21 protein-coding genes, 2 pseudogenes and 2 CRISPR repeat arrays (1 of these 25 cut by a window edge) are annotated in these 23,560 nt (G+C 38.3%); of the genes and pseudogenes, 19 read left to right on the forward strand and 4 right to left on the reverse strand.

The genetic code is table 11. The features are described 5' to 3' along the window. Window positions 1-446: direct repeats of the CRISPR family, unit length 33 nt; unit sequence GTCTCTTCTCGTATGAGGAGAGTGGATTGAAAT (it extends 186 nt beyond the left edge of the window). An 87-nt stretch (window positions 447-533) separates the two neighbouring features. From cas3 to cas2, 7 genes are all read left to right on the forward strand, one after another. After that, entirely contained in the window at window positions 534-2,969 is a 2,436-nt protein-coding gene (cas3, locus tag ACQKII_RS04120) for a CRISPR-associated helicase Cas3' (RefSeq protein WP_427456591.1), read from the forward strand. 372 nt (window positions 2,970-3,341) lie between these two features. Further along, on the forward strand, window positions 3,342-4,055 hold the full coding sequence (gene cas5c, locus ACQKII_RS04125; protein ID WP_427456765.1) for a type I-C CRISPR-associated protein Cas5c: 714 nt from the start codon (window positions 3,342-3,344) through the stop codon (window positions 4,053-4,055). Beyond that, window positions 4,056-6,008 (forward strand): type I-C CRISPR-associated protein Cas8c/Csd1, encoded by a 1,953-nt coding sequence (gene cas8c / locus ACQKII_RS04130; RefSeq protein WP_427456593.1) that lies wholly within the window; start codon window positions 4,056-4,058, stop codon window positions 6,006-6,008. It begins immediately after the preceding gene. A 3-nt stretch (window positions 6,009-6,011) separates the two neighbouring features. Beyond that, entirely contained in the window at window positions 6,012-6,848 is an 837-nt protein-coding gene (cas7c, locus tag ACQKII_RS04135; protein WP_427456595.1) for a type I-C CRISPR-associated protein Cas7/Csd2, read from the forward strand. Then, window positions 6,829-7,491: a CRISPR-associated protein Cas4 gene (gene cas4 / locus ACQKII_RS04140; RefSeq protein ID WP_427456597.1), complete on the forward strand. Its 663-nt coding sequence runs from the start codon at window positions 6,829-6,831 to the stop codon at window positions 7,489-7,491. Before cas7c ends, cas4 begins: the two co-directional genes overlap by 20 nt. Then, window positions 7,488-8,519, forward strand: coding sequence for a type I-C CRISPR-associated endonuclease Cas1c (cas1c, locus tag ACQKII_RS04145; protein WP_427456599.1), 1,032 nt, complete (start codon window positions 7,488-7,490; stop codon window positions 8,517-8,519). The genes cas4 and cas1c overlap by 4 nt, the downstream gene beginning before the upstream one ends. Window positions 8,520-8,528: 9 nt before the next feature. Further along, the gene (gene cas2, locus ACQKII_RS04150; protein WP_427456601.1) at window positions 8,529-8,819 is read left to right on the forward strand and encodes a CRISPR-associated endonuclease Cas2; all 291 of its coding nucleotides are present in this window, start codon (window positions 8,529-8,531) and stop codon (window positions 8,817-8,819) included. Window positions 8,820-8,988: 169 nt separating this feature from the next. After that, window positions 8,989-9,557: a CRISPR direct-repeat array (repeat unit 33 nt; unit sequence GTCACTCCCTACATGGGGAGTGTGGATTGAAAT). Between the two features lie 370 nt (window positions 9,558-9,927). Here cas2 and ACQKII_RS04155 read toward each other — a convergent pair. Then, a complete protein-coding gene (locus tag ACQKII_RS04155) occupies window positions 9,928-10,485 on the reverse strand; it encodes a flavodoxin family protein (RefSeq protein ID WP_427456603.1) in 558 nt (185 codons plus the stop codon). Between the two features lie 114 nt (window positions 10,486-10,599). Between ACQKII_RS04155 and ACQKII_RS04160 the strand changes: the two are divergent. Together ACQKII_RS04160 and ACQKII_RS04165 are read left to right on the forward strand one after the other, a co-directional pair. Further along, window positions 10,600-11,487: pseudogene (locus tag ACQKII_RS04160) on the forward strand (LysR family transcriptional regulator). Between the two features lie 111 nt (window positions 11,488-11,598). After that, the gene (locus ACQKII_RS04165; protein WP_427456605.1) at window positions 11,599-11,772 is read left to right on the forward strand and encodes a hypothetical protein; all 174 of its coding nucleotides are present in this window, start codon (window positions 11,599-11,601) and stop codon (window positions 11,770-11,772) included. Window positions 11,773-11,849: 77 nt separating this feature from the next. Here ACQKII_RS04165 and ACQKII_RS04170 read toward each other — a convergent pair whose 3' ends face one another. Beyond that, window positions 11,850-12,902, reverse strand: coding sequence for an NAD(P)/FAD-dependent oxidoreductase (locus ACQKII_RS04170; protein ID WP_427456607.1), 1,053 nt, complete (start codon window positions 12,900-12,902; stop codon window positions 11,850-11,852). Between the two features lie 379 nt (window positions 12,903-13,281). After that, on the reverse strand, window positions 13,282-14,307 hold the full coding sequence (locus ACQKII_RS04175; RefSeq protein WP_427456609.1) for an S-layer homology domain-containing protein: 1,026 nt from the start codon (window positions 14,305-14,307) through the stop codon (window positions 13,282-13,284). Between the two features lie 167 nt (window positions 14,308-14,474). Between ACQKII_RS04175 and ACQKII_RS04180 the strand changes: the two genes are divergently transcribed. Continuing rightward, window positions 14,475-15,437: a bile acid:sodium symporter family protein gene (locus ACQKII_RS04180; protein ID WP_427456611.1), complete on the forward strand. Its 963-nt coding sequence runs from the start codon at window positions 14,475-14,477 to the stop codon at window positions 15,435-15,437. A 446-nt stretch (window positions 15,438-15,883) separates the two neighbouring features. Here ACQKII_RS04180 and ACQKII_RS04185 read toward each other — a convergent pair whose 3' ends face one another. After that, entirely contained in the window at window positions 15,884-16,621 is a 738-nt protein-coding gene (locus ACQKII_RS04185; RefSeq protein WP_427456613.1) for an SDR family NAD(P)-dependent oxidoreductase, read from the reverse strand. 160 nt (window positions 16,622-16,781) lie between these two features. Here ACQKII_RS04185 and ACQKII_RS04190 point away from each other — a divergent pair, with 160 nt between their 5' ends. The 9 genes and pseudogenes from ACQKII_RS04190 (at window position 16,782) to ACQKII_RS04230 (ending at window position 23,506) form a co-directional block, all read left to right on the forward strand. Continuing rightward, window positions 16,782-17,375 carry a TetR/AcrR family transcriptional regulator gene (locus ACQKII_RS04190; RefSeq protein ID WP_427456615.1) on the forward strand — a complete coding sequence of 198 codons (594 nt, stop codon included), beginning with the start codon at window positions 16,782-16,784 and terminating at the stop codon, window positions 17,373-17,375. A 63-nt stretch (window positions 17,376-17,438) separates the two neighbouring features. Continuing rightward, entirely contained in the window at window positions 17,439-17,810 is a 372-nt protein-coding gene (locus tag ACQKII_RS04195) for a PH domain-containing protein (protein ID WP_427456617.1), read from the forward strand. Window positions 17,811-18,041: 231 nt separating this feature from the next. Continuing rightward, window positions 18,042-18,890 (forward strand): DUF2935 domain-containing protein, encoded by an 849-nt coding sequence (locus ACQKII_RS04200; protein WP_427456619.1) that lies wholly within the window; start codon window positions 18,042-18,044, stop codon window positions 18,888-18,890. 493 nt (window positions 18,891-19,383) lie between these two features. Further along, window positions 19,384-19,545: a hypothetical protein gene (locus ACQKII_RS04205; RefSeq protein ID WP_427456621.1), complete on the forward strand. Its 162-nt coding sequence runs from the start codon at window positions 19,384-19,386 to the stop codon at window positions 19,543-19,545. Between the two features lie 24 nt (window positions 19,546-19,569). Then, a complete protein-coding gene (locus tag ACQKII_RS04210) occupies window positions 19,570-20,487 on the forward strand; it encodes a metal ABC transporter solute-binding protein, Zn/Mn family (RefSeq protein ID WP_427456623.1) in 918 nt (305 codons plus the stop codon). An 8-nt stretch (window positions 20,488-20,495) separates the two neighbouring features. Next, window positions 20,496-21,224, forward strand: coding sequence for a metal ABC transporter ATP-binding protein (locus ACQKII_RS04215; protein WP_427456625.1), 729 nt, complete (start codon window positions 20,496-20,498; stop codon window positions 21,222-21,224). Window positions 21,225-21,235: 11 nt separating this feature from the next. After that, window positions 21,236-22,108 (forward strand): metal ABC transporter permease, encoded by an 873-nt coding sequence (locus ACQKII_RS04220; protein ID WP_427456627.1) that lies wholly within the window; start codon window positions 21,236-21,238, stop codon window positions 22,106-22,108. After that, window positions 22,105-22,965 carry a metal ABC transporter permease gene (locus ACQKII_RS04225; protein ID WP_427456629.1) on the forward strand — a complete coding sequence of 287 codons (861 nt, stop codon included), beginning with the start codon at window positions 22,105-22,107 and terminating at the stop codon, window positions 22,963-22,965. The genes ACQKII_RS04220 and ACQKII_RS04225 overlap by 4 nt, the downstream gene beginning before the upstream one ends. Before the next feature lie 170 nt (window positions 22,966-23,135). Further along, a pseudogene (locus ACQKII_RS04230) lies at window positions 23,136-23,506 on the forward strand (VOC family protein). Window positions 23,507-23,560 lie beyond the last annotated feature (54 nt).

Genomic DNA, 23,560 nt, shown 5'->3' on the forward strand with positions numbered 1-23,560 from the left:
TTACAAAGTGCGGTCTCTTCTCGTATGAGGAGAGTGGATTGAAATGGAATAGGCGCTTTTTTACGTCTTTAGGAGGTGGGTCTCTTCTCGTATGAGGAGAGTGGATTGAAATAGTTTATGGATACGACCGACTTTAGTTAGCGGTGTCTCTTCTCGTATGAGGAGAGTGGATTGAAATAGAACTGTTCCATGAAATGTATCTAAAGGGAGAGTCTCTTCTCGTATGAGGAGAGTGGATTGAAATGTTGCTATACCTTAGTTTACCTAACTTAGCGTATGGTCTCTTCTCGTATGAGGAGAGTGGATTGAAATTAAAGCATCGCGGCAAAGAAGGTCGTTATCTAGCGTCTCTTCTCGTATGAGGAGAGTGGATTGAAATAGTAATACGTAATCGATAAAAAATGTGTAGTGTGGTCTCTTCTCGTATGAGGAGAGTGGTTTGGTATTGAAATAGTGAACTGTAGGACTATTAATTTTTATTGTGTTAGAAGTGTAGATAGTGTAGTTAGAATTAGAAAGGAAAGATATGAAAAATGAAGAAGGAATTTATTGCACATATTCGTACAAGTGATGGAGCAGAGCAGTTGTTGGTAGAGCATTTAAAAGAAGTACAACACATTGCGGAGGAAATTGGAGAGAAAATTGGGTTGAAACATGTAACTGGGTTAGCGGGGATGCTACATGATATGGGCAAATTCAGTGATGCTTTTCAGGAATACATCCGCGAGGCGGTTGCAAATCCTGATGATCCACCGAAACGTGGTAGTGTCGATCATTCGACAGCAGGTGGGAGATTTTTGATGGAGCAGTTTCAACGAGTTAGTTCAACTGCACCTTTTTTAGTGGAATGTGTAGCGAATTCGATTTTTTCACATCATGGGCAGCTACTTGATATGGTGGACAAAGAGGGGCAGTCGCCATTTATGGGGCGAGCTACATCAGAAAAGGAAATTGACTTTGTGGCAGTGCAACAACGCTTTTTTCAAGAAATGTATAATTTAACTTATATGACGGACTATATGAAGCAAGCGGAAGCAGAAATGCAAACATATCTCGAAAGTAAACTGAAAAGTGTGAAAACAAATGGCGAAGCGGCTATTGCGATACAAAAAGCAACGAGCTTTGTGACGATGTATATTTTCAGTGCACTAATTGATGCAGATCGTCGCAATTCACGCGCCTTTGAGGAACAGGAAGAAATCACACATTTTGAGGTGCAACCACTCTGGCAAACATTTGAACAGCGTCTCAATCAGGATTTAGAGAATAAGCAGCAAGATGCATTGCCAAATGAAATAACACGTCTACGTAAGCAAATGTCAGCAAATTGTTTCGATAAAGCGGCAGTTCCAACAGGCATTTATACATTGTCAATTCCAACTGGTGGAGGGAAAACATTAGCGAGCCTGCGTTTTGCTTTGCGACATGCACAGTTTCATCAAAAGCAACGCATTATTTACATAGTACCGTACACGACTATTATTGAACAAAATGCGCAAGAAGTGCGAGAAGTTTTACAGGCCGAGGATTACTTACTTGAACATCACAGTAATTTAATCGAGGATTCAGAGCATGATGAAAATTTATCTTTTAATGCGTATCAAGCAGCAAGAAGGCTAAATGCAGCAAAGGACGATTGGGATGTTCCCATTATTTTTACAACAATGGTGCAGTTTTTAGAAACATTTTATAGTGGAAAATCGCGTAATGCACGGCGATTACATAATTTAGTCAATAGCATAGTTATTTTTGACGAGGTTCAATCTGTGCCTACTCATTGTGTGTCATTATTTAATGAGGCACTGAATTTCTTAACACAAACATGTAATACGACGGCGGTTCTTTGTACGGCGACACAACCGGCCCTTCAGCATGTACAAAACAATATTGACATTGATGGCGAGATTATTGAAAATTTACCAACAATTATTCAAGCATTTAAGCGTACAGAAATAATACCATTGTTAAAAACTGAGGGCTGGCGAACAGGAGAAATCCGTGAATTCATAGAGGAAACGTTAACGACACGTAATAATGTCTTGATTATTTTAAACACAAAGAAGGCAGTTCGGGATTTATATGACCAGTTTAAATATGCTGATTTTGATGTTGTGCATTTAAGTACAGGGATGTGCCCAGCGCATCGTAATAAGAAGCTCGAAGAATTGAAGGAGAAACTAAAAAATAAAGAAAAGTTCGTTTGTCTAAGTACGCAGTTAATTGAGGCTGGCGTGGATATTAGCTTTGAATGTGTTATTCGTTCCTTAGCAGGACTTGATTCAATCGCTCAAGCGGCAGGGCGTTGTAATCGCAATGGAGAAGTCGATTTGCAGGATGTGTATGTTATTAATCATGCAGAAGAGTCACTAAGTAAGCTAAAGACCATTGAAAAAGGAGGCGAGTGCTCCCGTTATATTATGGAGGATTTACAGGATGATTCGGCATTATTTGGTGGCTATTTGTTGTCAACAGAGGCGATGATGCATTATTTTAATAGTTTTTTTAAGGCATTTGATACTACATTAAATTATCCGCTAGTGAAGCACAATACATCTATATATGAGCTGTTATTTGGTGTGGATACAGATTGGAATAAAGCTTATATCAAGGGGATTGGCAGACAGCACCCATTAGCAACATTGGCTAGCTATAAAACAGCCTTTTCACATTTTGAGGTAATTGATGTCAAGACACAGGGGATACTCGTGCCATATGGTGAGGGGAAGGATCTTATTAGTCAGCTCACTGGGCGTGAAGCAATTGATGATTATAAAGTATTTTTGAAAAAAGCACAGCAATACAGTGTCAACGTGTTTAACCATGATTTTGAAAAGTTGAAGCAAAACAATCAGCTAATTATTGTGCAGTTTGGCTCGTTTAATATTTATGCTGCAAAAGAATCAGCCTACGATGATCAATTTGGCATTAGTGTGCAGGGTGAAGCAAGTTTAGATTTATTGAATTTGTAAGAAAATGACGCATCTATTCGTAAAATAGATGCGTCATTTCCAAAAATTAATAAGAAAATATAAATTTCAATCCACGCTTACTTAGCGACCTCACCATAGTATCATTTTTGTGAGAAAAACAATAGTGATTATATATCTAATAGGTATTTCATAACTTCCTTTAGGGATATTATAGTTCTTATAATTTCTAATTATAACTGGTATATTTAACTAAAATATATTATTATTTCAAATAAGCCTAGTTAATTGTAAATGAAATGGAATCTGAAAGAACGGTTGGTAGTCATATATATAAATATGTTTTTTTCAGTTTCCAATAGGCTCAAAATATTTTGGACCAAATGATTTAAAGGAGGTGACAAGATGGAAAAAATACGAAATCAAATCGAGTTTGTTGTGCATGGCCCGTATGCGCTGTTTACCGACCCTCTTATGAAGCTTGGAGGGGAAAAGATGACGACACAAATCCCTAGCTATCAAGCATTAAAAGGTATAGTGGAATCAGTCTATTGGAAGCCATCGATCATTTGGTATATCGATGAAATTCGTGTCATGAATCCGATTCGGATGGAGTCGAAGGGGGTACGACCAATCGAAATGTCGGGTGGCAATACGCTTGCTAATTACAGCTATTTGCGTGATGTGAGTTACCAAGTGTGCGCCCATTTTGAATTCAACACAAATCGTATGGATTTAGAGCAGGACTTCAATGAAAATAAGCACCATAATATTGCTAAACGTTGTGTTGAAAAAGGCGGTCGCCGTGATGTCTTTTTAGGTACGCGTGAATGTCAAGCATATGTGGAGGAATGTGATTTTGGTACTGGTACAGGCTTTTATGACAACTATGACGAGGTACATTTTGGTACGATGGTGCATGGTTTAAATTATCCAGATGAAACAGGTCGTAATATGCTTGAAACAAGACTATGGCAACCAATTATGAAATACGGCTATATTCCCTTTATTCGACCAGAGGATTGTTCACTCGTTCGTCCGATTAAGGAAATGCATGCAAAGTCGTTTAGCTTAGGTGAAACGATGACGGGCGTGGACGTAGTATACGCAGAGTTAGGAGGTGAGTAAATGAGTTATTTACGTGCTTTGTATAAAACGTATGAGGAAAATGAAGCGGAAGTAGGTGAAGTTTTCACCAAAGAAACAAAGGATAAAAAAGTGATTGAATACACACTACTGCCGATTTCTCATACAACGCAAACGGCCCATATTGAAATGATAATCAACCAAGATGGTACGCTTTATGATGCAGATGTTATTGAAAAGATTAATACGATTTTACCATTTACCGAGAAGTCTGGAAGTCGGGCGGGGAAAAACTATGTACCTCATGTGTTACATGACAAGTTAATGTATGTGGCAGGTGATTATGTTGCATATACGGGAGAAGAGGATAAAAGAGATGCGTATCTTTATTATTTAGAGCAGCTCAGTGAATGGTGTAATTCGCCGTATAGCCATCCGCATGTGCAGACTATTTATAACTATGTGAAAAAGGGGACACTTATTCAGGACTTAGTGGAGCGCTCCATATTACATGTAACAGAAGCGGATTTACTACGTTCTAAGTGGGATACGAAGCAGGATGGGGACAAGCCACCTATTTTCCAAATACTTGCAGGTGCACAAGAAAGTGCTTTTGTGCGATTTAATGTCCATGTGCCAGGTGAAGTAATAGATGATGTGTGGAAAAATAAGGATATCTATGAATCGTATAGTCATTATTATGAAACAAAGCTAATGGAAAGGGATATTTGCTATGTTTCAGGTGAGCAATTACCAGTAACGGTGCGTCATCCAAACAAACTACGCAATTCAGGTGATAAAGCAAAGCTCATTTCAGCAAATGACAGCACAGGTTTTACATATCGTGGCCGTTTTAAGGATAGCTTTGAAGCGGCGAATATTAGCTATGATGTCTCACAAAAGGCACATAATGCACTGAAGTGGCTAATTGAACGCCAAGGGAAGCAAGTGGATGGGCGCATCTTCCTCGTATGGGGTTCGAAAAATCCAAGTATGCCTTATGTTGCAGATGATTTGTCAAACGAAGTGTTTACAGATTTTAACAAAATGTTGGCGCAGCGAGATGCAATGTTAGCGCAAAAGGCTGATACAAAGAAAGTTTTGGCAGAACAGCACAGTCAAATTATTAGTGGCATTAAAAAGAACATGAACATCGAAGAGCATGATGACGAGAAAGTGTATATTTTAACGGTTGATGCAGCCACACCTGGGCGACTAGCAGTGCTTTATTACCGAGATTTAGGTATTAAAGATTATTTTGACAAGCTATTAACTTGGCATGAGAATTGCAGCTGGCGTCATACAAGAAAAAAAGAAAATGAATGGGTGCAATACTTCGGTTCACCATCCTTTTATACGATTGCTCATACGGCATATGGACCAAGACCGAATGATAAGGTAGTCAAAGGCGTGATGGAACGTATGCTACCATGTGTACTCGATGGACGAAAAATTCCAATTGACATTGTGCGTAGTGCGATTGTGCGTGCCTCGAATCCACAGTTTTACGACCAATCGTGGGAATGGGAGCAGGTGCTTGGTGTGGCATGTTCACTTGTGAGAAAACATTATGTTGACAAAGATAAAAGGGAGGATTACTCTGTGGCACTTGATACAGAAAATACAGAACGTGATTATTTATTTGGTCGTTTACTTGCAATTGCGGATGTTCTTGAACGTACCGCACTAAAAAAAGAGCAAAGTACTAAAAAAGAGAAAAGTGATATCCGAACAACGAATGCTTTACGATATTTGAATGCATTTTCTCAACATCCAGAAAGAACTTGGCTAACAATCCAAAAAAATTTACAACCTTATCAAATGAAACTTGGTGAAAGCGGTATCTATTATTCAATGTTAATAGATGAAATTGGCTCGCAATTTAAGTTTAATGAATTTAATGATGTTCCGCTCACAGGCAAGTATTTACTTGGCTACTATAGCCAGCGTCATGCATTATACACAAAAAAAGAAAAGAATGTAGAGGAGAGTTAAGCGATGACAACATTAGATCATAAAATTGATTTTGCCGTTGTATTTTCTGTGCAAAATGCTAATCCAAACGGCGACCCACTAAATGGAAATCGCCCGCGTCAAAATTACGATGGTTACGGCGAAGTATCCGATGTATGTATTAAACGCAAATTACGTAATCGTCTGCAAGATATGGGCGAGGCGATTTTCGTGCAATCCGATGACCGCAATAATGATGGCTTTAAAAGTTTGAATGATCGTGCAGAATCTGTACCTGAATTAAAGCAGATTAAAGCAGATAAAAAAGGGAATGCCGATGTGTATGCCACGATTGCAAGCAATACATGGTTTGATGTGCGTGCATTTGGACAAGTCTTTGCCTTTAAAGGTGACTCACTTTCAGTTGGTGTACGTGGTCCTGTATCAATCCATCCAGCGATTAGTCTAGCACCAATTGAAATCACTAGTATTCAAATTACAAAAAGTGTGAACTCGGTTACTGGCGATAAAAAAGGTTCTGACACAATGGGCATGAAGCACCGTGTTGACTTTGGTATTTATAAATTCGTTGGCAGTATTAACACGCAATTAGCAGAGAAAACAGGCTTTACGAATGAAGATTCAGCTAAGTTTAAAGAAGCATTGATTACATTATTTGAAAATGATGCGTCGTCTGCTCGTCCAGAAGGCTCACTTGAAGTACATAAGGTGATTTGGTGGGAGCATAATTCAAAACTTGGACAGTATTCTTCTGCAAAAGTGCATCGTGCCCTGAAAGTAACGGGGGACACGATTGATACATTAAACATTAAAGTAGAGCCATTAGAGGGGCTACAAGTGTATGAACTGGACGGTCAATGAAGAGGCAAATTATTTAATGTTATCGGGTATTCAGCATTTCCGTTTTTGTCCACGGCAATGGGCGCTGATTCATATTGAGCAACAGTGGGCAGAAAATGTTCTCACCATTGAAGGTCAACACGTACACGAAAAGGCAGACCAGCCATTTTTACGTGAAAAGCGTGGAAAGAAATTGATTGTGCGCGCGATGCCGGTTCGCTCGCACAGTTTAAAGACAATTGGTATTTGTGATGTCGTGGAATTTCACGAGCATAAAGACGGTGTTCCATTATACGGTGAGACTGGTACTTATTTGCCAGTCCCTGTAGAATATAAGCGGGGTAAGCCGAAGAAGGGCCAGGAGGATGTTGTACAGCTTGTGGCGCAGGTCATGTGTCTAGAGGAAATGCTACTATGCGACATTCCGACAGCTTATTTATTTTACGATGAAATTAAACGTCGTGTAGAAGTAGAAATTACCAATGAAATGCGCGATGAGGTACGAGCGATTTTCAAACAAATGCACCATTATTTTGACAAGCGGCATACGCCAAAAGTGAAGACAGGAAAACATTGTGTAAGCTGTTCCTTACAAAATTTGTGTATGCCAGAACTTATGTCAACTACAACAGTTCGTCGCTACATGGAGAGGTATTTATTATGAGAAAATTATTAAATACATTATTTATTACAACCCCAGATATTTACTTATCATTAAAAGGTGAAAATGTCGTTGTGACCCATGACGAGCAACAGTTAGGGAGGATTCCTCTACACAACTTAGAAGCAATTTGTACATTTGGTTGTGCAGGAGCAAGTCCGAAATTAATGCACGCCTGCGCAGAGAAAAATATTAATCTGACTTTTTTATCGCAATCTGGTAAATTTTTAGCAAGAGTGATTGGCGAAAGTAAAGGCAATGTTGTGCTACGTAAGACACAATATCGTTTATCTGAGATTGAAGTCGAAAGTGCCAGAATTGCCCGGAATTTTATTTTTGCTAAAATTGCCAATCAAAAATGGATTTTAGAGCGTATGACACGAGATTATCCACTCCGAGTAGATGTACCTATTTTTAAGCAAGTTTCTAATGAATTAACGACAACATTGAAGGACATTTTAGTAACGGAAAATTTGGAAAGATTGCGTGGACTTGAAGGTCAAGCTGCTACTGCATACTTTAAGCTGTTCGATCAAATGATTCTGCAACAAAAGGAAACATTCTTTTTCAAAAATCGTAATCGTCGGCCACCAACTGATAATGTTAATGCTTTGTTGTCATTTGCCTATACACTTCTCGCCGCGGATGTTGCTGCGTCATTAGAAGCAGTCGGTCTTGATGCTTATGTTGGCTTTCTACACCGAGATCGACCTGGTCGTGCCTCATTAGCACTAGATGTTATGGAAGAACTTCGAGGTGTCATGGCTGATCGATTTGTTCTAAAGATGATTAATAAAAAAATTATGCAGCCTGCCGATTTCGTTCAAAAAGAGAATGGTGCAGTGCTTTTGACGGAAGATGGTAGAAAAAAATTCATTAAAGCATGGCAAGAGCGTAAACAAGAAAGCTTAACACATCCATACTTAAATGAAAAAATCAATTGGGGCCTTGTCCCTCATGCGCAAGCAATGCTATTGGCTCGCTATTTAAGAGGCGATTTAGAAGAATATCCACCATTTTTATGGAAATGAGGGTGTTACATGTTAGTATTGGTCACTTACGATGTTGTAACAAAAACGGCTGGTGGTCAAAAAAGATTACGCAAAGTTGCGACAACATGCGAAAACTATGGACTGCGCGTGCAAAATTCTGTATTCGAATGTATTGTGGATGCTACACAATTTAAACAATTGCAGCTAGCACTACAAGCCATTATTGATGAAGAGAAAGATAGCCTTCGCTTTTATCAACTTGGCAATAATTACAAATCAAAAGTAATCCATGTAGGAGCAAAAGAAACTTTTAATGTGGAAGATACATTAATTTTATAGTAGACAGCTAGTGCGAATGACAAGTGTACATAAAAACCCCAAGAGATTCGCACCAAATTTTGTTCTGAAATATATAATTTATCATGATGGATTTGGTTCAATAGAAATACCTAGAATTAATTAATAGTAATAATCATTAAAAATTATTATTATTTTATTGATTTTTGCAGTCACTCCCTACATGGGGAGTGTGGATTGAAATTAATGCGGTAGAAGGTGACTATGGTCAGTCTAAGTGTCACTCCCTACATGGGGAGTGTGGATTGAAATAACGAGTGGAACACATAGTGAATTTAAAGTGTTTGTCACTCCCTACATGGGGAGTGTGGATTGAAATAATGAAGTATCGTTGTTACTAACAACTAAAGTTTGTCACTCCCTACATGGGGAGTGTGGATTGAAATACCTGTAAGCTCTGCAGGTCCAATAGTTTGAGCGTCACTCCCTACATGGGGAGTGTGGATTGAAATAAATACTGGGGATAATATAGGTACGCCCCGTCGGTCACTCCCTACATGGGGAGTGTGGATTGAAATTAATAACGCCAAACGCACCGAATATCCAAATGCGTCACTCCCTACATGGGGAGTGTGGATTGAAATATTGCTTGCACATGTAATTGATGAGGTAGGTTCTCGTCACTCCCTACATGGGGAGTGTGGATTGAAATCAGAAGTTGACGAACCAAACAATATGGTGAAAGACGTCACTCCCTACATGGGGAGTGTGGATTGAGATGGAGTAATCAGTGTTGACGGTAATCATGTGAATTGTCACTCTCTGCATGTACATGGATATAAAACTAAGCATAAAATGTTTCACATATTTGAACAGGAAGAATAAATCCTCTCCTCATCTGTAACAACTAGTCGGTGCCCCATCAAGCTAATAAACTACACTCGTGATGAATCACATATAAACAAATACTTTTGGAAACCACAGTGCGATTGTTTGATATCCCTTCGTATATGGATGGATATGGTTTTATAGAAAACAAATTGTTATTGTTTGTAAACTTGATGGCATTGGTACGGGAAAGTCAGTAAATACTTGTTGTTTATCATGTTAAACGTTGATTGTAGAAGGACTGATTAACTAGCTACATTTTTCAAAGTGCACTTATGATTGTTTTTAGTTGCTTATTTAAAAGTACTGCTTGTGCAAGTGCCTGTTCGTCATTGGCAATGTCACCAGGTTTGTTGGCCTCGCCAAGAATATAGGACGAGAAGGGCATATTTAAGAAGCTAAAAATATATTGGAATTGTTGAATCATGGGTAATCCCTTGATCTTTGGATCATCCCCACCAACAGCGAGTACGATGGCTTCTGTAGTCAGTAACTTTTCCTTTAGTTGTGGAAAGCGCTCATCTCGGATTGCGTGACTCAGGCGGTCCACCATATTTTTTAAAATACCAGACATGCTGTACCAATATATTGGCGTCGCAAAGACCACGATGTCACTTGTCAAAAGCGCATGGATAATTTGATCGTAATCATCATCTACAAATTGAAAGCCTTGTGCATCATGACGTAAATCGTCTATTGGCTGAATGTTTAAATCCTTTATCCATAACTTTTGATGAGGAACCCCCTCTAATACATAGTTGGCAAGTGCTTCACTATTGCTGTGTGGTCTTGAGCTGCCGATAAAAGCAGTGATGTTCATATTTTTTCCTCCTCTATATTTCACATTATAAATAGTGTATACTTCCTTGTGTTATCGAGAAAGCTGAATGTTTCGATAGAATGTATCGAAAAAAACGATTTAGAGGTGAAAGCGATGGATATTAAACAGTTACAAACGTTCCTAACCGCTTCCAAAACATTAAGCTTTACACAAACGGCTCAGCAATTAGGTTACGCGCAGTCAAGTATCACTGCTCAAATTAAATCGCTAGAAGAAGAGCTGGGAACAGTGTTATTTGAGCGTCTTGGTAAACGAATTACACTCACGGAAGAGGGGAGCAGACTACAACAGTATGCCCAAAAAATGTTGGCGCTAGATACAGAAATGAAAAGAGCTGTGTCCAGCGAACAGGCCCATACAGTATTAACGATTGGTGCACAAGAAAGCCAATGCGTTTATCGCCTGCCAGGCATTCTACAACTATTTCAGCAACGCCATCCGCAAGTGAAGATTATTTTTAAACCTGTGCACACGACAGAAATTGCCAAACATTTATTGCAGTCAGGGAATCTTGATGTCGCCTTTATTACCGATACGCATAAGGGAAACACCTATGCTACACCGCGAACGCCTCACGCAAGAGCAATTAGTGTTTGTTAGTGCCTCTTCGGCAGTTTTGCAAAAAGATGTATTATCCGCACAACAATGTGCCAATGAAACGATATTGTTAACGGAAAATGGCTGCTCATACCGTAATCAATTAGAAGCTTACTTACAACAAGAAGGCGTCTATCCAGCACAAATGATTGAATTTGCCAGTATTGAAGCCATCAAGCAATGTGTGATGGCAGGCTTGGGCATTACATTCTTACCGAGAATGGTGGTGGAGAAGGAGTTAGCGAACACGCGCTTAAAGGAATTGCCCACTGCGATGGATTTAGTGCGATTTTTACCGATATTGCTTGGCATAAGGATAAACATATATCTCCTTATCTCGCTGATTTTATAGAGATTGCCATTAACAGGTATAAGGGAATTTAAGTACGTTTAGATATTTGTAGGTATACAATGAGAAGGGGGCTGTCCCAAAGGTAAAAATCCGCGTAGACTCCTGCGGGAAAGCAAGAGCACGAGACCAGCAGGGGGCGTTAAGTGGAACGAAGACTTAAAGTCGTCACGTTCTGTGACAACGCCTTCGTGACCAACATCCTGTTTGCTGACGCTACGCTTTCGCACATAAAAACACTTGTTGCTGACGCTACGCTTTCGCACATGAAAACACTTGTTGCCCTGATGCAGCTCGAGCCTTGCCCGCGGAAAGCGTAGCGGATTTTTACCATATAGGAAGATAGCCGTTATTGTTTGAAGGGCTTTTTAGACAGCTCCATTTTTTAGTTCGGTAGTTAAACTTTCAGTAATGTATCATTAATAATCGCACGGTTTCTAGATGCAAACACATCGTTGTGCGAAGAAACGGTCGCCATTTTATCAGCTTCAGGCTCAATCGTAAGTTTAATGCTATTGACTGCATTAACAGCATCTTGGAATGCTCCAGCAATTAAATGGATTTTTCCATCATACTGTGCGATATCTCCTACAGCATATAAGCCCTCAATCGTTGTTTGACAGTCAGTATTTGTTTGTAAAAAATAATTGCGTATTGCATCACGTTTAGGCTCAATTGCGTTATCGAAGGAGAAGGATTGATCTCGATCATAACCATGATTAATCAAGACTTCATCTATAACAAGGGTCGCTGTTTCGTTTGTTGCCTTGTTTTCGATAATGACTCTTTTAATTTTTGTTTTTTCTTCGTTCGCTACCAATGTTTTAATAGACGTTTGCGTAATGATAGGTATGCCATACGCTTGTAACTTTTTCACTTGAGCTTCATGAGCAGAAATGTCTTCTCCGCGATAAATTATCGTAATGTCTTTTGCAATATCTAGTAAATCACATGCCCAGTCAATAGCAGAGTTACCACCACCAGAAATTAATAAAGATTTATCTTTGAAGCGCTCGATACCACGAATTGTGTAATGAAGATTTGAAACTTCGAATTTTTCTGCACCTTCTAAGTCCAGCTTGATAGGACTAATAATTCCTCCACCAACAGCGACTATGACATTTTTTGAATAATGTTGTTCACCTGTACTAGTAGTAATGATGAAAACATCATTTTCCTTCGTAACGATATCAACCTTTGTATTTAAACAAACAGTAGGGTTAAATGTCAAACCTTGTTCTACTAAATTCTCAATAACTTTTTGGGCAGGTGTTGCTGGTAATGCGCCAATATCCCAAATCAACTTTTCAGGGTAGACATGAATTTTTCCGCCAAGTACGGACTTATATTCGATTATTTTAGTTTTTAAATCACGAAGTCCAGCATAAAAAGCACTATATAGTCCACTAGGGCCGCCACCAATTATTGTTACGTCATAAATGTTTTTCATAGCATATCTCCTAAATAGTTATTCTCATTGATTATCATTTTCAATTAGAAGTGATAATACTAAAATATAGTAAATTTTATAACTTTACAAGATTTATTTTAATAAAAAATATTATTGACCTTGGAATAGGGGAGAAATAATTGATTCTTAACGGTGGATTTAAATTGAAATTGTACCCATGTTGTGAATTTTGAGATGAAAGATGGGGCTGATTTACACAGAAAAACTGCATAAAGTCAGTAAAGCATAATAGTAGTCGTTAGCAATAAAAAAGTGCGAATGGCAAACTTACGCCATTGCACACTTTTAAATTTTTTTCTTTTCTCAGGCCCTGCAATTTTAAAAATTTCTCAACAGTAGGCAGAGCCAAACACAGCACTCATTGTTTTTTCAATGTCCCTGAAAAGTTTGTGCCTTCGTCATGCTCAGCCATACAATCTACCTCTGTAATTTTAAGGGCATTATTGAGTCGCTCGAATTCCAGCACGCAGCGGTTGCCGTTTGCGGATTTGTTCATAACCGCTTTTGAACTAGAGGTAATTGTCGCTGTTCCATCTACACTCCCTGATTCTTGTCCATCATTGGCCGTCAGTGAGATGTAAAAGCTTTTACTTGTTGCATTTGAGATGATGGCATCGCGGCGGTTATAATCAGTGGCTCCCTTGCCCCATTTATAGTAATAGGTATACGTGCCTTCCCATGCACTTTTAGCAGGTGTTGTCTGCTGCATTGTTTTATCAAGCTGTTGTTGCCCATTATGCGCATGTGTATTTAAAGAAGCATTGCTTGCATTCTGATTAATTTCTTGTGCATCCTCAGAGATTTCATAAAAATTTCTTGAATCCATACGGTGTAGCAGTGTAACAACTTGTGCGCGTGTCATATGGTTGGTTACTCCGAAAAATTTCTGCAAGTTACGATTTTCGTACTGAGGATTTTGTCCAGTCGAAATGTAGGTATCGAGTAAAAATTGAATGGATGCATCTAATCCACGTTTACCATCTGCTAAATGAGTGATTGCTTGTGCCACAACTCCTCGTTTTATAGCGGCTGCGCGAATAGTATTATCAAAATAACCGTTGAGTGGCACACCATAACTGGCAAGGCGATTGTAATATTCATCTGACCAGTTTGCAGAAGACGTCTGTTTTTTTAGCTCATCATAGGGTGTTTCCAGCTCATAATAATTAGCCAGTAGTTTTGCAAATTGTTGCTCGGTAATTGTTACATTTGGCTTGAATGTTCCATCTGCATAACCATCGATAATATCATATTCCTCTGCCCACATAACTGCTTCATAAGCAAAATGCTCTTCTGGCACATCTTTAAAACCAGCTGCATTAACTGTATAGCTGCCCCCTAAAACAAGTACTGACAGCAATAACAGGCATACTAAGTGTTTCATTAGCATACTTCCTTTCTAGCTATTAATATCCTTAGTTTGCAGGATGTAGGTAGAAACTGCAAATAAATATACTATCGTCTATTAAAAAAATTTGTGTTAAAAGGTTGATAAAAAAGGTATATAGTTAAAATTAGGCTATTGACTATAGAAAGAAGGAATGAACCTTGTTGAGTAGTTTAAATACACACCTCCAAAAATGGATGCCAATTTTAACGCCACTTAGTTTAGTGGTTGGTGTATTGTTCGAGGATATTGGTGGTCAGCTACTATTCTTGGTGCCATGGCTTTTTGCCTTTATGACGTTTGCGGGAAGTTTAAGTATGAGTTTTGAAGGTTTCAAAAGTCTTAAGAGGTATCCATGGGCTATTTTTATCATCATTGTATTTCTACATATATTGATGCCAATTGTGGCATATTTCGTATCGACAGCTATTTTTCATGATCATTTGCTGACAATTGGTTTTGTCTTGGCTGTAGCTATCCCAACAGGGGTAACGAGCTTTATTTGGGTAAGTATCTGTAGGGGGCATCTTGCACTATGTCTGGCCATTATTTTAATTGATACGTTATTATCACCATTTGTCATTCCAGCTTTATTGCATATAGTTGTCGGGCAGTCTATCGAAGTTGATACGCTTTCACTCATTCTAGATTTACTGTGGATGATTGTCTTGCCATCACTTGCAGGTGTATTAATGAATGAGTTTACCAAAGGGAAAATTGAAGTGACATTTGGAAGGAAATTGGCGCCTTTTTCAAAACTAAGTTTGTTTGGTATTGTGATGATTAATAGTAGTGTCATTGCTCCGTATATAAAAAATATTAATTGGGAGCTTGTGAGTGTGATTCTTGTCGTTTTTGTACTTGCTGTTTCTGGTTATGCGCTATGTTTAGTACTGGGACATTTACTGTGGAAAGATACTCGTATTATTACGACGTTCTTATTTACTGGGGGAATGCGCAATATTGCTGTTGGAGTCGTCATTGCCACAACTTATTTTCCACCAAAGACCGTTATGCCGGTCGTATTCGGTATGTTGTTTCAACAAGTATTAGCGTCTTTCTTTGCGCGTGTCATGGAAAAATATCGGTTAAAATATGAAGTAGTTTCTAGTTTAAAGGTAAATTAATATTTATCTTAGCCATGGCTAGTTAAAGAAAATATGAAATAGAGCTGTTCCAAGAGTGACAATAGTAAGCCTTTTTGGCTCTTCACCATAACTTGTAGTTGACTTCCGCTCTGCCAGTGTGCTTTCCTGGGGGCGCCCGATGGCCACTTGGGGCAATAGGATGTTGGTCACGAAGGCGTTATCACAGGACGTGATGCTTTTAGCCTTCGTTCCTCTATGTTGCTCGCTCCAGGGTCTCATCTTGGGCGCTTAATCCCCTAGGAGTCACACTGGCGCCGCTCCAGCCAACTTATATTACATTTTAAAATGTCAACCACATCTTTTGGTGATGAACCGCCTTTTTTGATAGAAAGGTAAAAATCCGCATAAACTCCCGCGTGCTCGTGCCTTGCGCGCGGAAAGTGTAGCGGATTTTTACCATATTAGGAAGTTTTATAAGCGTAACCTTATTGTGCTGTGTATCCACCATCAACGGTTAACGTATTACCAGTCATGAAAGTTGAGTCGTCACTAGCCATGAACAGCACGGCTTTGGCCATTTCTTCGGCTTGACCTAAACGTTGCATGGGTGTAATTTGACGTAATGGTTCTTTACTTTCTTCAGGAATAATCGGTGTATCGATAAAGCCTGGGCACAGTGCATTGACACGGATATCACGTGTTGCATATTCAAGTGCTAGTGAACGTGTTAAATTAATAACGCCGCCTTTTGCCGCATTATATGCTGCTGAACCTGGAGAACCAACCCAGCCATACATAGAAGCTGTATTGACGATTGTCCCACCGTTAGCTTTTAACATTTCTTTAATAGCAGCTTGCGCCATTAAGAATACACCGTCTAAATCGACGTTTACTGTATTACGCCATTCTGCATAAGCAAGTTCTTCTGTTGGTGTTACACGGCCGATACCAGCATTATTAAATAGAACATCCACTTTACCGAATGTTTCCAATGTTGTTTTATAAATATTTGCGACTTCTTCTTCGCTCGTAATATTTGCTTGGATGAATAATGCTTCAGCACCAGTTGCTTTTAGTTCAGCTTCGAAAGCGCTTCCTTTTTCTTCGTTTAAGTCGACAAGCACAACTTTAGCACCTTCTTCGACGAATAATTTAGCTGTTGCAGCACCAATACCAGATGCCCCACCTGTAATAATAGCGACTTTATTTTGTAATTTTCCCACGAAAATTACCTCCTTAGCATTAAATTTCTCTTACACAATATGCGAATCACTGTGTACTTCTATTGTAAGACGATACAATAAGGAAACAATCATTAATGTAGCAGTTGGCGTCGAACTAGTAGACACTTCAATAGTATGTGCCTAAAAAGGGGGAGAAATTTTGACAAAATGGACACAAAGACAAGAAAGAACGCGTAGACATTTTTACGAAGCATTTATTGAATTAGTAAAAAAGCAAGGTTATCAATCGATGACCGTAAAAGATATTGTAGAGCGTGCTGGCTACAATCGAAGTACGTTTTATGTTCATTTTCAAGATAAAATGGAGCTAGCAAATACATTGCTTGAGAAAATGCTAAATGGGTTGGAATCTGCGGTCGGTGAACCATATCTATATGGCGAAAAGGTCTATACGACAAAGCTCAATCCACCATCATTTAATATTATTCATTATATTTATGACAATCGGTTGTTTTTTGAGCTGTTAAACTATGAGGATACAGTTCCAGGCTTTCATACACGAATGCCTTTGACTATCACGAAAATTTATATGGAGCAATTTAAATTTGAAACGATTAACAATCAGCCTGTCAATATGGACATGTTCAAGCGTTATACGTCCTTTGGTTTTTCTGGGCTAATGATGCAATGGATTGCGAGTAACTACGAAAAGGCAGAAGAAGATCTGATCAAAGATATTATTGAACTGACAAAGACACATATTTATGCATTTGAATACATAGGGAAGCCCTAGAATGGCAGGCACTAATAGTGAATAGAATATAGCCATATGACCATAAAAAGGATGGTGGGTATAATGGGTTTTTTAGATGGGTTGATGGGGAATGCTTCTGAAACAAATGTAGGTGAGGTTGAAAGTGAAATTAAAGAATTGTTGACGAATTCTGAACATGTCGAACATGCGTATAAGTTAATTCGTGATTTATTTGTTTTCACCAATAAACGGCTAATTTTAATTGATAAACAGGGCGTGACTGGCAAGAAAGTGGAATACCATTCAATACCTTACAAGAATATTGTGCATTTCTCAATAGAGACAGCAGGGAATTTTGATTTAGATGCAGAGTTGAAAATTTGGCTGTCAGCTGGTGGTTTAGTGGAAAAAAAGTTTAATAAAACGCTCAATATTTACAAAGTCCAAAGTGTATTAGCGGAATATGTTTTGTGAGTTAACGGACATAAAAACATAAAATCAGCAGAAAAGTTAACGCATCGATTTTTTACATTATAGCCTCACTATCGTGGATGCTCTGCGGGTCTAGCACTTAAAGAACAATCAGGGGTATAGACGTTAATGTGTCAGTTCTAAATAACTTTTTACGCTTTATTGTGAAGACATAAAGACAGCGTAACTTAGAATATGTTGGAGTAAAAGCTTATTTTAGGGGGAGAATAACTGATGCAATGGAATGAAGAATTACCAGAGGCTAATAGTGGTACTACACCATTCTTGTTTGTTACTCGTTCTTTAGAAGAAATCCGGTTTTGGTCAAGGATTATGAAGGAACACTCACTATTCCTTCGATTAGGGTTTAGATGCGAAGATACACAATTAATAAATGAAGCCAATCAATATTATTATTTGTTTGAGAAGATTGAACAACAATCTCATCAATTGACTAACCAGACAGATCCAGAACAAATGAGAAGGTTTAATACAGAAGTTCAAATAGCTGCGACAAATATATTTGCTTTTAAGCGAAAAGTGTTAGGGCTAATCCTTACTTGTCAGTTGCCGGGAGCGAATAATTTCCCTTTATTAGTGGATCATACTAGTCGTGAGGCCAATTATTTTAGAAAACGTTTAATTGAGTTAAATGAGGGGAAACTGAAACCCCTTGCTGATGAAATCATCAAAGAGAATGTTTTCTATTTAAGAATTATGGCTGATCATGCAAAATTTATAGGGCACCTTCTTGATCCTTCAGAAAGAAAGCTTGTTGATATGGCAAGAGATTTTAGTAATGATTTTGATGAATTACTTTTTCAAGCGAGAGATTTAGAAAGCATGAAACCACAATCGCAGACAGTGCCACTTTTGGACCAATTCCTAGATCAAAATCGTGTTTCTGTAGTGTCTCTCCGTAATTTTAAGAAAACCGCGCGAGATCTGATTGAAGAGTGCAAGATAAAAAGTATTATTCATCCGTTATTAGCAGACCATGTTTTCCGTGAAGCGGAACATTTTCTTGAAATTATCGACATGTTTGAAGCCCATCTTTCGGGGAAGAAGCAATTCCCGAGTTAAAGCATTTACTAAATAAATCTTTGAAAAAAATAAATCGTATATTTAATGATATAAGTGTATATTTACGCTTAGTGTTTAAACAAAATGCCAAAGCCTAATTTCTCAGTTAATTTACGAGAAATTAGGCTTTTTATGTAGTGTTTTCCGTGACTACTCCAAAATTCCTCAAGGTCGATCCATTAGTCTTGAATGCTATTCCCCTTATCTCGCAAGCACAATTTTTCCATTATGTTTGTAGCTATAGTATTTGTTCTCAATAGTACTGCCCATTACATGGTACAAGCCCTTATGTTTGTGCTCAAAGTTGTCTGTGCAATAGATGAATAAATATGCGTACTTGCAAATGCAACATACGGCCATACAAATAGGGTTTGTATATCAGTCATTATGAAAATAAAAAATATTTTTCAGAAAAAGGTTGATTATTTTTTCGACTAAGCATATATTTTTCCTAAGGGAAACAAAATATCATTTGAGAAAGAAGAGTGAGTGAATGAAAGACTTAGATGATTTCAAATTAACGTTCCTTCCACTAGGGATACTAGTGATTTTAACAATATTGTGGAAAACGACTTATTCAGTTGGGGCTGGGATTTCTATAATTGTCTTTTGGATGAGCTGGCGTCAGCTTCTGAAGAAATGCATTATTAAATAAATAGAGATAGGAAGAGGTAACAGCATGAAACGTTTTTTAGGTGTACTTGGTTTAACATTATTCCTTTTCGGATGCAGCGCACAAAGTAATGCTACTGAAGAGGAAAAGGAAGGAGTCGTTGTTGCGACAACGGGGCAAATTGCCGATGCAATAAAAGAGATAAGCGGCGACCATTTATCAGTTTCAGCTTTGATGGGGCCAGGAGTAGATCCACATTTATACAAGGCAACGCAAAGTGATTTAACAAAATTAGATAAAGCAGAAGTCATTTTTTATAACGGCATTCACTTAGAGGGGCAAATGCTCGATATTTTTGAACAAATGGCAAAAGACAAAACGGTGCTTGCAGTTGGCGAGAAATTGGATGAAAAACTTTTACTCGCTAGTGATAATGATGCCATGCTACATGATCCACATATATGGTTTAACATTGAGTTATGGAAGCAGGTTGTCGTTGCAATAGGCGATACACTTGTAGAAGAATATCCGGCATACAAAGCTGACTTCAAAACAAACGAAGCTGCCTACTTAAAAAAATTAGAGGAGTTACAAACGTACGCAAAAGAACGTGTACGTGAAATTTCAGAAGATCAACGTATTTTGGTGACGGCCCACGATGCATTCAATTATTTCGGAGAGAGTCAAGGATTTGACGTGCGTGGCTTGCAAGGACTAAGTACAGATTCTGAATATGGTGTGAAAGATGTGCAGGAAATGGTGAACTTTTTAGTGGAAAATAATATAAAGGCTATTTTTGTAGAATCAAGTGTATCTGACAAAGCAATGAATGCTGTTATTGAAGGTGCAAAACAACAAGGTCACGACATTGTGATTGGAGGAGAGTTATTCTCTGATGCAATGGGTGCTGAAGGAACAAAAGAAGGCACATACATTGGCATGTATCAACATAACATCGATACAATTGTCGATGCACTGAAGTAGGTGAAAAAATGAACGCATTAACAGTTGAAAATTTATCGGTCGCTTATGATAAAAAAATAGTATTAGATAACGCAAATGTTTCGGTACCAAGCGGTCGACTGTCTGCTATTATTGGTCCAAATGGTGCGGGCAAATCGACTTTTTTAAAGGCTATATTAAATCAATTACCAAATAAAGTAGGTAAAATAGAAATTCTTGGGAAACTATTTGAGCCGAAAAATTTAGTTGTAGGGTACGTTCCTCAGCGTAATGCAGTCGATTGGGATTTCCCAACCAATGCACTAGATATTGTGTTAATGGGACGTTACGGACATACGGGGTTATTTAAAAGACCTTCTAAACAAGATAAGTTACTGGCACAGCAAGCACTTGCCAGTGTAGGGATGCAAGACTTTGCTGAACGTTCCATCGGTCAATTATCGGGTGGTCAGCAACAGCGGGTCTTCTTAGCAAGAGCACTTGCTCAAAATGCGGATGTCTATTTTTTAGATGAGCCTTTTGCAGGTGTGGATGCGGCAACAGAGAAAACAATTATAGATATTTTGAAAAACTTAAAAGCACAGGGAAAAAGCATTTTCGTCGTACATCATGACTTACAAACTGTAAAAGAGTATTTTGATTTTACAATTCTACTCAATAAAACAATATTAGCATCAGGTGCAACAGAAGAAGTTTTCACACCACAACAACTACAAAAAACGTATGGTGGTAAACTTTTCATGATGCAAGGCATGTGAGGGGGAAGAGTATGTTAAGTGGTAACTTACTTTGGGTACTAGTCGGTACAATGTTACTTGGAATTGCAGCTGGGATTACAGGAACCTTCTCCTTCCTTCAAAAACAAAGTTTAGTGGGCGATGCAGCAGCACATGCTGCATTGCCTGGTATAGCTCTGGCATTTTTACTAACAGGACAAAAAGAGCTACCGATTTTGATGATCGGTGCAGCAATTACATCTGCATTATCTGTTTATTGTATACAGTGGATTGTGTCATTTTCCAAAATGAAAGCAGATGCAGCCATTGGCTTAGTATTAACTGTATTTTTCGGGATAGGTGTTGTATTTTTAACAATCGTCAATCGTAGCCCAATAGGAAATCAAAGCGGACTAAATAATTTCATATTCGGGAAAGCGGCGACAATGACAAAAGCTGATTTACTGTGGTTGTTTATAAGTGCCGCGATTATCATATTAGTCAGCCTATTGCTCTATAAAGAATGGAAGCTTCTTATCTTTGATCCTGTCTATGCAAAAGGAATCGGACTGCCGATTGAAGCGCTAAAAGCAATATTAACTGTTCTAATTGTTATGACGATTGTAACAGGGATACAGGCTGTAGGTGTTATTTTAATGTCAGCGTTATTAATCATTCCAGCTGCTAGCGCTAAGCTTTGGACCAATAAGTTGAGTTCAATGCTAATGCTTAGTGCGGCTATTGGTGGTATTTCAGGTGTTACTGGAACCTTTATCAGTTCCATTCGGACGGGATTATCAACAGGTCCGATTATTGTATTAGTTGCAGCCACCATTTTCTTTCTATCCTATTTAATTAGTCCTTCTGGGCAAATCAATAAGTACCGTAGGAAAATGCAGTTCCGAAAGCAAGGTGATTTAGGATGATTGAATTTTGGGTTGTATTAACTGGTCTATTAGTAGGTATTACATGTGGCATAGCAGGCGTATTTCTGATATTACGAAAAATGTCGATGATAGCAGATGCTATTAGTCATACCGTATTATTCGGTATTGTGATGGCTTATATCATTACACAGACATTAAATGGATTTTGGATGCTTGTTGGCGCTGCAATAGCAGGAATATTAACGGCGTATTTAGTTCAACTATTGCATTCATCCGGTATCCAGGAAGACGCAGCTATTGGTGTGGTTTTCACGTCATTGTTTGCTGCTGGTGTACTACTCATCACCTTGTTTGCAGGAAATGTTCATTTAGATGTGGAACATGTGTTAATGGGCGAAATTGCATTTGTTCCTTGGGATCGATGGACCTTGTTTTCTATAACAATGCCAAAAGCCGTGTGGATGTTGTTGCTGGTATTCATCATAAATATCGGGTTCCTACTACTATTCTTTAAAGAAATGAAGCTCGCCACTTTTGATCCGGTGTATGCTGCAACTATAGGGATTCCAGTCGTGTTCCTACATTATGGCTTCATGACTTCGATTTCGTTTACTACTGTTGCTGCCTTCGATAGCGTTGGTGCGATATTAGTCGTTGCGATGTTAATTGGACCTGCTGCAACCGCCTATTTATTTAGTAAAACGATTAAACAAATGTTCATTTTTAGTATGCTGTTTGGTGCTGGGACTGCAATTGTGGGCTATTATTTAGCAAAGTATTGGGATACATCCATTGCGGGAATGATGGCGGCAACGGTCGGTATACTATTTGTTTTCACTTTACTGAGTCAAAAAATCCTCGAACGAAGAAAGAAGACCCTCGTAAGTAAATTATAAGGTATGTAAAAAAACGGAAAGACATCGATTGATTAATTATTCAATCGATGTCCTTTTAATGAGTGAAAATCATAAAGTTAAGATTATGCTGCATCATTCAAACTTTTGCATGATTTATATTTCCACAATGAATAGTATACTTTTTAAAAAATTAAAAAGAGGTTAATCGTATGATTAAAGGTTTATACAAAGCACATTTACCGGTAAGTGATTTGCAAAAGTCTATAGAGTTCTATAAAAAATTAGGACTTGAGCTAGCTTATGGACAAGAAAAATTAGCGTTCTTTTGGATAGTAAAAGGAGAAAGTTGGCTAGGTTTATGGGAAAGTGACAATGTACATTTAGCATACCATCCGTCGATTCGCCATCTAGCTTTTCACCAGAACAACAGCCACTTGCCTTGCCAAATCATCCACATGCACACGCAGCGATTTACTTTGCTGATCCTGATGGTAATTCCATCGAACTAATAACGCCATTAAAACTGGATGTAGATGAAGAATTTACGATGATGTCCTTATATAAATGGTATAACAACTAAATATATTTTGCTGGTATTGATAGTAGTTTTTTGCTTATAAACTATACTTAGTTA

The sequence above is a fragment of the Lysinibacillus sp. NPDC048646 genome, from assembly GCF_050272295.1.
Classification (GTDB): domain Bacteria; phylum Bacillota; class Bacilli; order Bacillales_A; family Planococcaceae; genus Lysinibacillus.

What these genes read in the sequence shown, in the direction of transcription:
- ACQKII_RS04195 (WP_427456617.1), top strand. Translation starts at nt 17,439, where the DNA reads ATGGGTTTTTTAGATGGGTTGATGGGGAATGCTTCTGAAACAAATGTA.
- ACQKII_RS04215 (WP_427456625.1), top strand. Translation starts at nt 20,496, where the DNA reads ATGAACGCATTAACAGTTGAAAATTTATCGGTCGCTTATGATAAAAAA.
- ACQKII_RS04155 (WP_427456603.1), bottom strand. Translation starts at nt 10,485, where the DNA reads ATGAACATCACTGCTTTTATCGGCAGCTCAAGACCACACAGCAATAGT.
- ACQKII_RS04205 (WP_427456621.1), top strand. Translation starts at nt 19,384, where the DNA reads ATGAAAGACTTAGATGATTTCAAATTAACGTTCCTTCCACTAGGGATA.
- cas4 (WP_427456597.1), top strand. Translation starts at nt 6,829, where the DNA reads ATGAACTGGACGGTCAATGAAGAGGCAAATTATTTAATGTTATCGGGT.
- ACQKII_RS04225 (WP_427456629.1), top strand. Translation starts at nt 22,105, where the DNA reads ATGATTGAATTTTGGGTTGTATTAACTGGTCTATTAGTAGGTATTACA.
- cas1c (WP_427456599.1), top strand. Translation starts at nt 7,488, where the DNA reads ATGAGAAAATTATTAAATACATTATTTATTACAACCCCAGATATTTAC.
- ACQKII_RS04220 (WP_427456627.1), top strand. Translation starts at nt 21,236, where the DNA reads ATGTTAAGTGGTAACTTACTTTGGGTACTAGTCGGTACAATGTTACTT.
- cas8c (WP_427456593.1), top strand. Translation starts at nt 4,056, where the DNA reads ATGAGTTATTTACGTGCTTTGTATAAAACGTATGAGGAAAATGAAGCG.
- ACQKII_RS04210 (WP_427456623.1), top strand. Translation starts at nt 19,570, where the DNA reads ATGAAACGTTTTTTAGGTGTACTTGGTTTAACATTATTCCTTTTCGGA.
- cas2 (WP_427456601.1), top strand. Translation starts at nt 8,529, where the DNA reads ATGTTAGTATTGGTCACTTACGATGTTGTAACAAAAACGGCTGGTGGT.
- cas7c (WP_427456595.1), top strand. Translation starts at nt 6,012, where the DNA reads ATGACAACATTAGATCATAAAATTGATTTTGCCGTTGTATTTTCTGTG.
- cas3 (WP_427456591.1), top strand. Translation starts at nt 534, where the DNA reads ATGAAGAAGGAATTTATTGCACATATTCGTACAAGTGATGGAGCAGAG.
- ACQKII_RS04200 (WP_427456619.1), top strand. Translation starts at nt 18,042, where the DNA reads ATGCAATGGAATGAAGAATTACCAGAGGCTAATAGTGGTACTACACCA.
- ACQKII_RS04170 (WP_427456607.1), bottom strand. Translation starts at nt 12,902, where the DNA reads ATGAAAAACATTTATGACGTAACAATAATTGGTGGCGGCCCTAGTGGA.
- ACQKII_RS04175 (WP_427456609.1), bottom strand. Translation starts at nt 14,307, where the DNA reads ATGAAACACTTAGTATGCCTGTTATTGCTGTCAGTACTTGTTTTAGGG.